General features: G+C 71.4%; 11 protein-coding genes. 4 read left to right on the forward strand and 7 right to left on the reverse strand.

Going from position 1 to position 13,290, the window contains the following annotated elements; genetic code table 11:
• Positions 1–130 precede the first annotated feature (130 nt).
• From OIU81_RS10385 to OIU81_RS10410, 6 genes are all read right to left on the reverse strand, one after another.
• On the reverse strand, positions 131–898 hold the full coding sequence (locus tag OIU81_RS10385) for a hypothetical protein (protein WP_329146107.1): 768 nt from the start codon (positions 896–898) through the stop codon (positions 131–133).
• Positions 895–1,341, reverse strand: coding sequence for a hypothetical protein (locus tag OIU81_RS10390; RefSeq protein WP_329146109.1), 447 nt, complete (start codon positions 1,339–1,341; stop codon positions 895–897). Before OIU81_RS10390 ends, OIU81_RS10385 begins: the two co-directional genes overlap by 4 nt.
• The gene (locus OIU81_RS10395) at positions 1,308–2,717 is read right to left on the reverse strand and encodes a hypothetical protein (RefSeq protein WP_329146111.1); all 1,410 of its coding nucleotides are present in this window, start codon (positions 2,715–2,717) and stop codon (positions 1,308–1,310) included. Before OIU81_RS10395 ends, OIU81_RS10390 begins: the two co-directional genes overlap by 34 nt.
• Positions 2,718–3,040: 323 nt before the next feature.
• The gene (locus OIU81_RS10400) at positions 3,041–3,703 is read right to left on the reverse strand and encodes a hypothetical protein (protein ID WP_329146113.1); all 663 of its coding nucleotides are present in this window, start codon (positions 3,701–3,703) and stop codon (positions 3,041–3,043) included.
• A 116-nt stretch (positions 3,704–3,819) separates the two neighbouring features.
• Positions 3,820–6,081: an MMPL family transporter gene (locus tag OIU81_RS10405; protein ID WP_329146115.1), complete on the reverse strand. Its 2,262-nt coding sequence runs from the start codon at positions 6,079–6,081 to the stop codon at positions 3,820–3,822.
• Positions 6,082–6,449: 368 nt separating this feature from the next.
• Positions 6,450–8,561, reverse strand: a complete 2,112-nt coding sequence (locus tag OIU81_RS10410) for a phosphocholine-specific phospholipase C (protein WP_329146117.1) — start codon at positions 8,559–8,561, stop codon at positions 6,450–6,452.
• Between the two features lie 357 nt (positions 8,562–8,918).
• Here OIU81_RS10410 and OIU81_RS10415 point away from each other — a divergent pair, with 357 nt between their 5' ends.
• A complete protein-coding gene (locus tag OIU81_RS10415; protein ID WP_329146119.1) occupies positions 8,919–10,631 on the forward strand; it encodes a chitinase in 1,713 nt (570 codons plus the stop codon).
• Here OIU81_RS10415 and OIU81_RS10420 read toward each other — a convergent pair.
• Positions 10,616–11,053: an ATP-binding protein gene (locus OIU81_RS10420; RefSeq protein ID WP_329146122.1), complete on the reverse strand. Its 438-nt coding sequence runs from the start codon at positions 11,051–11,053 to the stop codon at positions 10,616–10,618. The genes OIU81_RS10415 and OIU81_RS10420 overlap by 16 nt on opposite strands.
• A 113-nt stretch (positions 11,054–11,166) precedes the next feature.
• On the opposite strand from OIU81_RS10420, the gene OIU81_RS10425 reads away from it, so the two are divergent.
• The 3 genes from OIU81_RS10425 to OIU81_RS10435 are packed head-to-tail and all read left to right on the forward strand — an operon-like array spanning position 11,167 to position 13,273.
• A complete protein-coding gene (locus tag OIU81_RS10425; RefSeq protein ID WP_329146123.1) occupies positions 11,167–11,991 on the forward strand; it encodes a helix-turn-helix domain-containing protein in 825 nt (274 codons plus the stop codon).
• Positions 11,988–12,251, forward strand: a complete 264-nt coding sequence (locus tag OIU81_RS10430) for a DUF397 domain-containing protein (RefSeq protein WP_329146125.1) — start codon at positions 11,988–11,990, stop codon at positions 12,249–12,251. The genes OIU81_RS10425 and OIU81_RS10430 overlap by 4 nt, the downstream gene beginning before the upstream one ends.
• 17 nt (positions 12,252–12,268) lie before the next feature.
• Entirely contained in the window at positions 12,269–13,273 is a 1,005-nt protein-coding gene (locus OIU81_RS10435) for an aldo/keto reductase (protein WP_329146127.1), read from the forward strand.
• Positions 13,274–13,290: the final 17 nt, after the last annotated feature.

Raw genomic sequence — 13,290 nt, forward strand, 5'->3', positions numbered from 1 at the left:
CCGCCACATCGGGAAGGTTCCCGATGTGCACGCCGCCATGGTCCTTAGAATCCGGCGCCGGGAGGCGGGGGGATGCCTAGGGAGGGCGGGTGTGTGCCCTAGGTATCCCGGGAAGCGATGGCGGAGCGTGTCAGTGAGGGCACGGCGCGCCCTGCTTTCCGGGCTCCGCCGACGGGCCGTAAGCCCCGCACACGACCACCGTTCTGGGCCCCTCAGGCGCCTGCTTGAGGATCACCAGGGTCTTGTGCTGCGGAGGTTCGTTGCTGTCCGCGGAGAAGTCCACGAAGCCCGTGGCGCCGTCGAATCTCTCGCCGCTCTTCAACCCGGTCACGAGGGCGTCCCGGTCCACAAAAGCGCCCGCATGCGCGTCGTCCGCCGCCATGGACAGCGCGTGGAACGCGTCGTAGGCGACCGCGGACTGGCCGTCCTGCAGCCAAGGGTCCTTGGGGTACGTGCGGTGGTAGCCGTTGATGAAGTCCTGCGTCTTCTCGCTGACGTGCGGGTCTCCCTCGGGCAGGCGGTGCGCGGAGTGGTACAGCCGTAGCCAGGTCTTGTTGTGGTACTCCCCCGTCAGCGCCACATTCGTCAGCTCGTTGCCGCCGAGCACGGTGAGACGGTTCTCGCCGCAGGTCCCCTTGGCGTCCCATGCGTTGGCGAAGGCCGTGAAGTCCCGTGCGCGCGAGGTCCAGTACACGACGGTGGCCGGGTTTTTCTGCAGGGCCGTGCACACCTGGCCGGCCAGCCGGTCCGGCGAGCTCGCCTTCTGGGTGCCCGGGGGCGTATCGACCAGTGAGGAGCCCTGGGCGAAGTTGATGACGTCCTCGTCCCCCTTGAAGGAATCCCGGAACTTGTCGGCGAGGCTCTTGCTGTAGAGGTCGCCGGAATTCTGCACGATCACGGCCTGTTCGGCGGGAACACATGCCGCGGGTGCCTCGGGCTTCCCGTGTCCGCGACGATGTTGGCCTGCGAGGCGAAGTCGGCCGCGATCCGCGCCTCCTGGCTGTTTTCCGGGGCGAGGGGCCAGAACGTCTCGCTCCGCTGCATCTCGTCCGCCGTCGCGGTCGTGCCGATCGTCGGCATCCGGATGTCCGCCCTGCCCAGCCGTTCCACCGCGTCCCGTGTCTGCGTCGTGCTCTGTGCGAAGCCGAGGACGCCGACGACCTTCGCGTAGTCCTTGCCGTGGTCCTCCTGCCCGACTTCCTTGACGAGGTCGTCCACGGCGGCGACCACGTCGCGGTAGCCGGGACCGGCCGACCGTACGTCCACCCGCAGCGGCACCCGGGTGTCGTCCGAACGGGCGTCGTCGTTCAGCCGCTTCTGCCACATGGCGATGCCGCGCATTTCGGGGATGGTCCCGTCGAAGATGGTGTCCTGCACGTCCGCCGGCGGGCTCGGCACGAAGAGCACGACGGTCCGCACCGCCCGTACCCCTCCGCCCGCCGGTTCTGGGTCGTGATCCGGTTCTGCGCGTCGGCACGCCACTGCGTCGGCTTGATCTCGATCCGCTGCTTCTGTCCGGCCGCCGCGACCGGATCGTCCCCGCCGGCGCACCGGGTGTTCCGCGGCCGCTCCCAGAGGCTGGGGGCGGTCGTGCCGGCCGCCATGGCCGCGGCCAGCACCGCGATCTCCAGGGCGGTCACGGCGCGCCAGCCCATCCTGAACTTCCGCGGCTGCACCGGGGGGATCTGCAGCCCCGGCCGCCCGAAGGGCTCCTCCTCCAGGGGCACCACGACGGGCCGCGGGTTGCCGGAGTGGAGCAGGGTGCTCGCGCGGCGGAGATTGGTGCGTTCGACGCCCAGCTCCGCCTGCAGCGCACCGGAGGGCCTGCCGACCGCGATGACGAGCGGGCCCGGCCCCTCAAGACCGGACTGCAGGGTGTGGAACGCGCGCAGGAAGCGCTCCGCCGCATCGGCCCCCGGGGCTCCCGCCGGCGGGATTTCCACCAGCAGCACCGGGCGGGACACCCGTCGGCGGCGCTTGGGCAGCACGGGACCCACGGCAGGCTTGTGCAGATCCTCCAGCAGGGCGCGCAGCAAGAGGAGTTCGAGGGCGGCGAGGCCCTCCTTGTGCCGGGGGTGGCCGGGTTCCAGATGCAGCCGGGGGGACTGACGGGCCCCCACCTGGTCGAGGAGTTCGAACACCGGCGCTCCGCCGGCGGTCGCATTGAGATGGCGGCCGAGCCAGCCGCTCCGCTTGGATCTCACGAGCCGTCGGTTCTGCCGCCGCGCCCAGACCCATCGGGGCAGTGTGCGGGTCAGCGAGTGCCACACGAGCCCCACGAAGAAGCCGCGCACGCCGCCGATCGGTGCGGTGTCCGTGCCGCCCATGTGCCACAGGAGGCCGGGCAGCCCACCCCGTTCGGCGCGCCGGCGGTAGACGTGGTCGCGTAACTTCCGCGCCCCGAGGCCGCCGCTGCCCGGGCGGCTCTCCTGTATGTGGCCGACGACGTCCGCCATCAGCCAGAAGTGGGGGAACCGGTCCGGTGCCGAGTTCCGGGGCACGTCGAAGCCGAGCCCGGCGCCCGCCTGCATGCTCAGGAGAGGCACGTCGTCCTCGGCGTGCAGCACGACATGGGGGACCCGCTTGTGCTCGGGGCCCAGGGCCCAGCGCAGCGCCTCCAGGACCCGGCGGGTGCGGGCGCTCGTACGGTCCGCAGGCGGGCTGAGGATGAGCAGCGGCGGTTTGTTCTCCAGGAGGTCCCGCCGGGCGGGGTTCACGGCGGTGCGGTACTCCCGGATGAAGTAGTCCGCACCGGCGTCGTCGGGGAAGGACGGGGGGGTCGACGGAGTTGTTCGCGGGTCTCACCTCCCGGTCAACCAGCTACCTACACAGGGTAGTTACCCATGCTAGATCGGTGAGGTGTGCGCCACAATCGGCTTGTGGATAACGGCGACGCCGTCTGCGGCCGCCGCCGGTCGCCGTGCCCGCCGCCGCGCACCGCCCCGGTGCGCCGGACCGCCGGCCCCCGCCCCCAGGAACGGCGAAGACCCACCGGCAGAACCGGTGGGTCTTCCGTCGGCGGCCCGTTGGCCATGGCTCCTTACGGGGCCGCGGGGCCGCCGCCGGCTCCGGCGCCCTTCGGGACGACGGGCATGTTCGCGAACAGGTCGAGGTACATGCCGGCGGAGATCAGGATCCCGAGGACGCCGAGCGCCAGCCCGCCCCAGGCGACGGCCCGCACCCAGGTGGCGCGGCGGCCGGTGAGCACCACCACGGCGGCGATCACGGCGAGCAGCGCGAAAACGCCGTTGACCAGCGCGGTGGTGTGCCAGGGGGTGCCGTAGACGGCGGCGATCTGGTCCCTGGTCTTGCCGGTCTGGAGGTTGATCTGGCCCATCAGGGTCTGCCGCTCGGCCATCAGCGTGCCCAGCCAGGTGCCGGTCACGGAGGCGAGGCCGAGCCCCGCGGCGACCACGGCGCCGGCGCCGGCGGCGACCGCGCCGGTGGCCCGTGCGGGCGCGGCCTTCCCGTCCACCCCGCCGTCAGCCTCCTCCTCGTCCCGCTCGCTGTCCTCGTCCTGCTCGGCGAGGGCCGCGTTGTCATCGGGCTGTTCGTCCGCCTTGGCGGCGGCCTTGGCAGCCGCTTCCGCCTCGGTGGTCTCCGGGATCGCAGCAGTGTCCGTCGCCGCGTCGGTCTCCGTGGCGGTCTGCGCCGGCACGGTCGTCTCGTCGGTTCGCTTTTCGGTCGTCCTGGTCGTTCCCATGGGCGCGACCGTAGGTGCCGTGTCTGAGAGTCGGATGAGAACGGCTCCGGCAGGCGGCTGACGGGCGGCGGCGCGCCGTGCGGACCGTCCGCCCCGGGGCGGACGGCAGCCCTGATTCAGGCTTCCACCAGCGGCTTCTCGCCGTCCCGCGGGCCGCCCTGCGGGTGCACGGCGGCCGGCCGCTCCGGCGGCGGCTCGATGCTGATCCGGGGCAGCCACCGGCCGAGCCAGGACGGCAGCCACCAGTTCGCGCCGCCCAGCATGTGCATCAGGGCGGGCACCAGCAGCGTACGGAGCACGAAGGCGTCCAGGGCGACGGCGGAGGCCAGGCCGATGCCGAACATGGCGATGGTCCGGTCGCCGCTGAGGATGAAGGCCGCGAAGACCGCGATCATGATGACCGCCGCCGAGTTGATCACCCGGCTGGTCTCGGTGAGGCCGACCCGTACCGCCCGCCGGTTGTCGCCCGTCAGCTGCCACTCCTCGTACATCCGGGAGACCAGGAACACCTGGTAGTCCATGGACAGCCCGAAGAGCACCGACACCATGATGACCGGCAGGAACGGTTCGATCGGCCCGGCGCTGCCCAGCCCCAGCAGCTCGCTGCCCCAGCCCCACTGGAAGACCGCGACGACGATCCCGAAGGACGAGGCGACCGCGGCGATGTTCATCAGCGCCGCCTTCAGCGGGACGCCGATGCTGCGGAAGGCGAACAGCAGCAGGACCGAGCCCAGGGCGATGACCATGCCGATGAACAGCGGCAGCTTGCCGACGATGATGCCGGCGAAGTCGTCGTAACTGGCGGTGATGCCACCGACCCGCACCTGGAGCGTGGTCCCGCGCCCGGCCTCGGGCAGCACCTCGCCGCGCAGATGGGCCACCAGGTCGGAGGTCTGCCTCGACTGCGGTGAGCTGTCCGGTACGACGGTGATCACGCCGGTGCCGCGGCCGCCGTTGAACTCGGGGCCGCTGACCTGGGCGACGCCGGGCACCTCCCGCAGCCGGTGCGGCAGCTTGTCGAAGACGATCCGGTCCTTGGCGCCGTCCAGGGTGCCGACGAGCGTCAGCGGCCCGTTGAACCCGGGCCCGAAGCCGCTGCCCCCGTGCGCGCCCGGCTCACCGCCCGCCAGCAGGTCGTACGCCTTGCGGGTGGTGGAGGTGGCCGGATTGTTGCCCTGGTCGGAGGTGCCCAGATGCAGACCGAAGGCCGGCAGCGCCAGGACCAGCATGACGACGGCCGCGGTCAGGCCCAGCAGCTTGGGGTGCCGTTCGACGAAGCCGGACCAGCGGGCGGCGATGCCGGTGGTCCGCTCGCGACGCGGTCCGTGCGCGGCCAGCTGCCGGCGCTCGCGGCGGCTCAGCGCCCGCATCCCGATCAGCCCGAGCAGCGCCGGCAGCAGCGTGACGGAGGCGGCCACGGTCAGCACGACGGTGAGCGAGGCGGCGAGGGCGACGCCGTTGAGGAAGCTCAGCCGCAGGATCAGCATGCCCAGCAGCGCGATGCAGACCGTGGCCCCGGCGAAGACGACGGCGCGCCCGGCCGAGGCGGCGGCGCGGGTGGCGGCCTCGTCGACGGACAGGCCCGCCCGCAGGCCCTTGCGGTGCCGGGTGACGATGAAGAGCGCGTAGTCGATGCCGACGCCGAGGCCGATCAGCATCCCGAGCATCGGGGCGAAGTCGGCGACGGTCATCGCGTGGCTGAGCAGCGAGATGCCGGCCGAGGCGGTGCCGACGGCGGCCACCGCGGTGAGGATCGGCAGGAAGGTCGCGGCGAGCGACCCGAAGGCGAGGAAGAGCACCACCGCCGCGGCGCACAGCCCGATGATTTCCGGCAGCTGGGCGCGCGGCGCCTCGGTCAGCGCGATCCCGGCGCCGCCCAGTTCGACCTGCAGGCCGTCGCCGGACGCGCGCTGCGCGGTGTCGACGACCTTGCGGACCTGGCCGGCGTCCAGCTCGTCGGTGGGCCGGTCGAAGACCACGGAAGCATAGGCGGTGCGCCCGTCCTGGCTGATCTGCCGCCCGCCCGTCCCGTGGGAGGTGCCCTCCGCGGGCCGGTCGTAGGGGCTGCGCACCTCGGAGACGCCGGGCAGGCCGGCGACCTTCTCCAGCGTGTGCGTCATCGTCTTGGTGACCGCGCCGGACCGCACCGTCCCGGCGTCCGTGTGCCACACGATGGTGTCGCTGTCACCGGAGCGCCCGGGGAACGCCTTGGCCAGCAGGGCGGAGGCCTGGCTGGATTCGGTCCCGGGCACCTCGTAGTTGTTGGAGTACGCGGAGCCCGTCACCCCGGCGGCGACGGCGACCCCCGCGAACGCGGCGAGCCAGAGCAGGAGCACCACGATGCGGCGCCTGAGACACCACCGAGCCAGAGCGGTCACGGACCTCGTCTGCTTCCCGGGTCGTGCGTCGATATCTCCCGAGGACGGGTGGTGCCGAGCGCGGATGAACGATGAAGAATCAACAGTGAAGGAGCAACGGTGAACGGTGCGAGGCGACAGCGGCCTGCCGCGCGCCTCCGGAGAGGGCGCGTCCCACCTGTTTCGGACCTGTTCAGAGCAGGGTCGCAGCCCGAAAAGATCCTTTGACCGCTTTGTGGACTTCCCCACAGAAGGGGAAAGCGGGAACTCTTCGCCGCATCCCGGGAAGGCCGGGCACCCGCTCGCCCCGCACGGCCCCTCTTCCCCCTCTTCCCCCTCTTCCCCCTCTTCCCCCTCTTCCCCCTCTTCCCCCTCTCCACCGCCCGCCCTCAGCCCGTGACCGACTCCTCCCCGTTCTCCACGTGCCCCATCAGCCGCCGGTGGAAGGACGCGTCCTCGGCGACCGTCAGGCCGAGGTCGTACCAGCCGTGCGCGTCCCGGGTGTCATACGCGACGGTGCGGACGGCACCGGCCTTCACCGTCACGGTGCGCGGGGCCGCGTCCGCGTACGCCAGCGGTCCGAGGGTGAGGGTCAGATCGGCGCGGCCGGGGTTGGTCACGGTCAGATGCAGGGTGCGCCGCGCGGCGTCGATCCGGGTGGCGATGCCGACGGCCGCGGCCGCGCCCCGCGCCGTCCCGGCGAACTCCCGCCGGAAGCCGTTCGGCCCGGTCACCGTGAAGCGGTAGGTACCCCCCTTTACCGGGACATCCCACTCACCCGCTCCGTGCACCTCGCGATGCTGCGGCGCGTCCCACTCCTTCGCGTACGGATAGAGCGCCAGATGCGCCGAGGCCCGCCCCGCGTTGCGCACGGCCATCCGGAAGACCGCGGCGCCCGGGTCGAGGCCGCCGTCGGCGTCCGGCTGGTACGGCAGCGCCCTGGCCGGCCGGCTGCCGGGCTCCTGCCGGGGCAGCGCCTGGTGCAGCGGCGGCCACGGTGACCAGCGCCCGCTGAACGCCGGGACCGCGCCCGGCCGGTGCACCGCCGGCTGCCGGCGCCCGCGGGAGAAGTCGAAGGCGGTGGTCAGATCCCCGCAGACGGTACGCCGCCAGGCGCTGATGTTCGGTTCCGCGATCCCCGTCCAGCGCTCCAGGAAGCGGGTGATCGAGGTGTGGTCGAAGACCTGCGAGCAGGCATAGCCGCCGACCGACCACGGCGAGATGACCAGCATCGGCACCCGGATGCCCAGCCCGGTCGGCAGCCCCTCCCAGAACTCCCCGTCCGTCCCGGGCGGCGGCACCGGCGGCGGCACATGGTCGAAGAACCCGTCGTTCTCGTCATAGGTGAGGAAGAGCGCGGTGTGCCGCCAGACGTCCGGGTGTCCGCCCAGCGCGTCCAGCACCTTGTAGACGAGGGTGGCGCTCACGGCCGGCGAGGACGCGCCGGGGTGCTCGGAATCGGCGGCGGACGGGACGAGGTAGGACACCTCGGGCAGCGTGCCGCCCGCCACGTCGGCGGCGAAGGCGGTGGCGGTGCTGCCCGGCAGACCTCGCCGCAGCGCCCGCTCGAACAGGCTCCGCTCGCCGCGGTCCAGGCCCCGGACGCCCTCCTCCAGCAGCGCCGCCAGCCGGGCACGCCCGGCCTCGTCCGCACCGGCCGCCTTGGTGTAGAAGGCGGTCATGGTGTGCACCCCGTCCACCTTCACCAGGGCCTTCTTCGCGACCGCCTTGAAGACGGCGTAGAACTCCAGGTTGTTGTCGGTGAAGTTGTCCCACTCCTGGTAGACCCGCCAGCTGCGGCCGGCCTTCTCCAGCCGCTCGGCATAGGTGGTCCAGGTGTAGCCGGTGTGGGTGTCCTCCTCGTAGGCGTCGTTGCCCACCGCCCGTTTGCCGTTGGGCTCGAAGCCCGTCCACCCGCTCACCAGATGGTTGCGGTTGGGGCTGGTGGAGGAGTGGATGGCGCAGTGGTAGGCGTCGCAGACGGTGAAGGTGTCCGCCAGTTCGTGGTGGAGCGGGATGTCCTGCCGGTCGTAATGCGCCATCGTGGCGGCTGTCTTGGCGGTGACCCAGCCGTTCATCCAGCCGCCGTGCCAGGCCACGGCCCCGCCGAACCAGCTGTGGTCCAGCGCCCCGATGTACTGCAGGTCCTTCTTCTGCGCGGCGGCCGCCGCCCGCACCGGGAAGGGCAGCACGGTGCCCAGGCCCAGCAGCCCGGGCTGCTCGTAGATGCTGCGACCGCCGGGCAGTTCGACGGCGTTGCGGTCGGCGTAGCCGCGGACACCGCGCAGTGTCCCGAAGTAGTGGTCGAAGGAACGGTTCTCCTGCATCAGCACGACGACGTGCCGGATGTCCGCCAGCCCTCCCCCGCCCCGCGCCGGCCGCGCCGCGTCGGCCGCCAGCGCCTGCTGCAACGACGGCGGCAGCAGCGAGCCGGCCACCGCCGCCCCCGTCACTGCGGCTCCCGCTCCCAGTACCTGCCTACGAGACCACTCCGCTGCCACGCTCGACCTCCCAGTCGACGGCCCTCGCCACGCGCCCCGCCCGTCCCGTGCGACGCGGCGACGGGGACGGTAGCGGACGGGCGTGCCGGAGGACAGGTGCACGGGTGCCCAACTTCGCTTTTCCCGGGGGCAGTTGGCCCGACGGCCGGATATCACCGGTTCCCCGCGGTCCCGGGTGGCGGTCCGCCGCTCATACGCAAGTCCCCGTTGCGCCAGACCTCTTGACCACCCCATTGGTCTGAACCATTCTGTCGCCAGAAGCGGTGGCCACCGTCTTGCTGCAGTCCTCCCCCTCTCCCCCCTCTCCCCCCTCTCCCCCCTCTCCCCGTGTTCCCCCCTTCGGCACTGGAGACCGCCATGCCTCGCACCGCACACACCCGCCCGCCCCGCCACAGACGCCTGCTCACGGCGGCACTGGCGGCCCTCGCCGCCGCGGCGGCCACCCTCTCCGGCTCCACCCCGGCCGCCGCGGCCGATGTCAACGCCGCCAGGAACGCGGGCTACGAATCCGGCCTGAGCGACTGGATCTGTTCGGCGGGCAGCGGCGGCACCGTCGGCTCCCCCGTCCACAGCGGCACCGGCGCCCTCAGGGCCACCCCCACCGCCGCCGACAACGCCACCTGCTCCCAGACCGTCGCCGTCCGGCCCGGCTCGACCTACCGGCTCAGCGCCTACGTCCAGGGCTCCTACGTCTACCTGGGCGCCTCCGGCACCGGCACCACGGACGTCTCCACCTGGACCCCGTCCACCACCGGCTGGCAGCAGCTCAGCACCACCTTCACCACCGGCCCCGCGACCACTTCGGTCACCGTCTACACCCATGGCTGGTACGGGCAACCCGCCTACTTCGCCGATGACTTCAACGTCCTGGCACCCGACGGCGGGGGCGGCACCGACCCCGGGTCACAGGTCCCGGACGCGCCCGGCGGCCTCACCGCCGGCGCGGTGACCCCGTCCTCCGTGGCCCTGTCCTGGACCCCGGTCCCCGGCGCCACCGGTTACACCGTCTACCGCGACGGCACCAGGTACGAAGCGGTGAGCGGTACGTCCTCGACGGTCACCGGCCTGGCCCCCGCCACCTCCTACCGCTTCCAGGTGTCGGCCACCAACGCCGTCGGCGAATCGGCCCGTTCGGCGCAGATCACGGCCACCACCGCCCCCTCGGGCAGCGGCGCCACCCCCGCCGTCCCCCGGCACGCGGTCACCGGCTACTGGCAGAACTTCAACAACGGTGCGACCGTCCAGAAGATCAGTGACGTGCCCGCCGCGTACGACATCATCGCGGTGGCCTTCGCGGACGCCACCACCACACCGGGCACCGTGACCTTCTCCCTCGACTCGGCCGGCCTGGGCGGCTACACCGTCGACCAGTTCAAGGCCGACATCAAGGCCAAGCAGGCGGCAGGAAAGTCGGTGGTGCTCTCCGTCGGCGGCGAGCGGGGCACCGTCTCCGTCAACGACGCCACGTCGGCGGCCAACTTCGCCAACAGCCTCTACACCCTCATGCAGCAGTACGGCTTCGACGGCGTCGACATCGACCTCGAAAACGGGCTCGACCCGACCTATATGAGCCAGGCGCTGCGCTCGCTCTCCCAGAAGACGGGCGGCCATCTCGCCCTCACCATGGCTCCCCAGACCCTCGACATGCAGTCCACTTCGGGCGGCTACTTCCAGACCGCGCTGAACGTGAAGGACATCCTCACCGTCGTCAACATGCAGTATTACAACAGCGGTTCGATGCTCGGCTGCGACGGCAAGGTCTACTCCCAGGGCACCGTCGACTTCCTCACCGCCCTGGCCTGCATCCAGCTCGAAGGCGGCCTCGCCCCCTCCCAGGTGGGCCTGGGCCTGCCCGCCTCCCCCCGGGGCGCGGGCAGCGGCTATGTCGCCCCGTCCGTCGTCAACGCCGCCCTGGACTGCCTCACCAAGGGCACCTCCTGCGGCTCCTTCAAGCCCGCCAGGACCTACCCCGACCTCCGGGGCGCCATGACCTGGTCGACCAACTGGGACGCGGCGAACGGCAACGCCTGGTCGAACGCGGTCGGCCCGCACGTTCACGGCTTGCCGTAACCCTTGCCGTAACCGCGGAACTCGCACCACACGATCTTCCCCGGCACGCGCTCGCCGACGCCCCACGCGTCGGCGAGCGCGGACACCAGCAGCAGCCCCCGCCCGGACTCGGCTTCATCCCCCTCCCCGTCGTACGGGGCCGGCGCCCACGGCACCCCGTCACCACTGTCGTGCACCTCGACGCGCAGCAGCCCACCCTCGTCCAGCGCCAGCACCAACCGGTAGCCACGGCCGGGCGGGACGCCGTGCAACAGGGCGTTGGTGGCCAGCTCGCTCACGCAGAGCAGGACGTCCTCCGCGAGGTGGTCCAGGTCCCAGTCGGTGAGGGCGGTACGGGCGAACTGCCGCGCCCGCGGGACGGATCGGCGTTCGCGCCGGTAGAACGCCGTACGGGCGCAGAGCGCCCGGATCTCCTTGTGCATAACCGCCACTGTCACAGTGCGTCACCATGCTGGACCACAGCGTCAGGTCGTACGGATGCGATGTACGACTTCTGGCGGTGTCATGCCGTCGCGGGGAGGGGAAGGCAGAGCGCATGCACCCGGCGAACAAACCGAAGAGGATCACGTCCTGGCATGTGATCGGCGCCCAGCTGAGTCACTTCCGCAGGGCCGCCCGCATCACCCAGCCCCAGCTGGCCGAGATGGTCGGGCTCCATGAGGACACCATCGGCTCCATCGAGCAGGGGCGCAGAGCGCTGAAGCTCGATCTGGCGGAGACGTTCGATGAACTCCTCGACACGAAGGGGGCGTTGGCGGTCGCGGTGGCCAAGGTTCCCGAGCGGGAGAAGCTGCCCGCCTTCGTCCAGGACCTGGTGGAGCATGAGGAGGAGGCGCTTACGCTGCTGTCGTACCAGAACCAGGTGGTGCCTGGGCTGTTGCAGACGGGAGCGTATGCGCGGGCGGTATTCGACTGCCTGTATCCGCCCCTCGATGAGGATGAGGCGGACGAGTGGGTGTCCGCTCGTCTCGACCGGCAGAAGCTACTGGAACGCAAGAAGCCACGACCGATTCTCAACTTCATCCTGGAGGAGGCGGTACTCCACCGGCCGACAGGAGGGCCGGAGACCTTACGCGAACAGATCCGCCATCTGCGGCGATGTGCCGAACTACCGTTTCTGGGCCTCCAGATCATGCCGACCGCCCGAGCCTCCCACGCTTCACTGGATGGTCCACTCGTCCTGCTGGAGACGCCCGGACACGATCAACTCGTTTACATCGAAGCGCAACGGATCAGCTTCCTGATCGATGACCCGGATGAAGTCAGCGTGTATCAACAGGTGTATGGGATGCTGCGATCGCAGGCCCTTACCCCTGAGGAGACCAGGGGCCTGCTGGACGACTTGCTAGGAGAGTCATGACCAGCACAGAAGCCCAGTCCTTCTCCAACGGCCTTACCTGGCACAAGTCGAGCTACAGCGGCAGCGCTGGCGGCGACTGCATAGAGATCGCCTACGACTGGCGCAAGTCCAGCCACAGCGGCAGTGAGGGCGGCAACTGCCTCGAAGTGGCCACCTGCCCCCACGCCATCCACGTCCGTGACTCCAAGAACCCCGACGGCCCGTCGCTCACCCTGAGCGCCACCGCCTGGGCCGCGTTCCTCGCCGACGTCACCAACTGACCGCGCCCGGGGTGACGATGAAGCACCGCCGACTCGGTACGCACGGGCCGAGCGTCTCCGCGCTCGGCCTCGGCTGCATGGGGATGTCGACCTCGTACGGCGTCCCGGACGACGCGGAGTCCGTACGTACCCTGGACCGCGCGGTCGAGCTCGGCGTCACCCTGCTCGACACCGCGGACGCCTACGGGCGGGGCGCCAACGAGGAGTTCCTCGGCCGCTGGCTGGGCACCCGTACTGCCGCGCAGCGGGACGGGATGATCATCGCGACCAAGTTCGGGCTGCGGCACGACGCCGCGACCGGGCGGGTGAACGAGGTCGACTCCTCCGCCGCCTGGGTGCGCGAGGCCTGTCACGCCTCGCTGCGCCGCCTCGGTACGGACCGTATCGACCTCTACTACCTGCACCGCCGCGATCCGGCCGTCCCCATCGAGGAGACCGTCGGCGCGATGGCCGAGCTCGTCGCCGCCGGTTCCGTGCGCCATCTGGGCCTCAGCGAGGTGAGCCCGCAGACGCTGCGCCGGGCGCACGCCGTCCACCCCATCAGCGCCGTACAGCTGGAGCACTCCCTCTTCACACGCGATGTCGTGGAGGGCGAGACGCTGGCGACCTGCCGGGAACTCGGCATCGGCGTCGTGGCGTACTCCCCGCTCGGGCGCGGCATGCTGACAGGCGCGCTGGCATCTCGCGACGACCTCACCACCGAGGACGCCCGGCGCCGCTGGCCGCGGTTCTCCACGGAGAACATCGACCGCAATCTGCGCCTCGTCCAGGCCGTCCGGACCATCGCCGAGTCCCTCGGCTGCACCCCGGCACAGGCCGTCCTCGCCTGGCTCCTCGCCCAGGGCGAGGACATCGTCCCCATCCCCGGCACCAAACGCCGTGCCTACCTGGAGGAGAACGCGGCAGCGGCCGGGATCGCACTCGACCCCGAGCAGACCGCCCGGCTCCGGGCGGCCGTGCCCGACGGTGCCGTCGCCGGGGAACGCTACCCGCTCGCCGCCCTGGAGCGACTGGGCCACTGAAGCCCGGTCGGGCGAGG

Origin of the sequence: Streptomyces sp. NBC_01454, from assembly GCF_036227565.1 — a bacterium.
GTDB lineage: Bacteria > Actinomycetota > Actinomycetes > Streptomycetales > Streptomycetaceae > Streptomyces.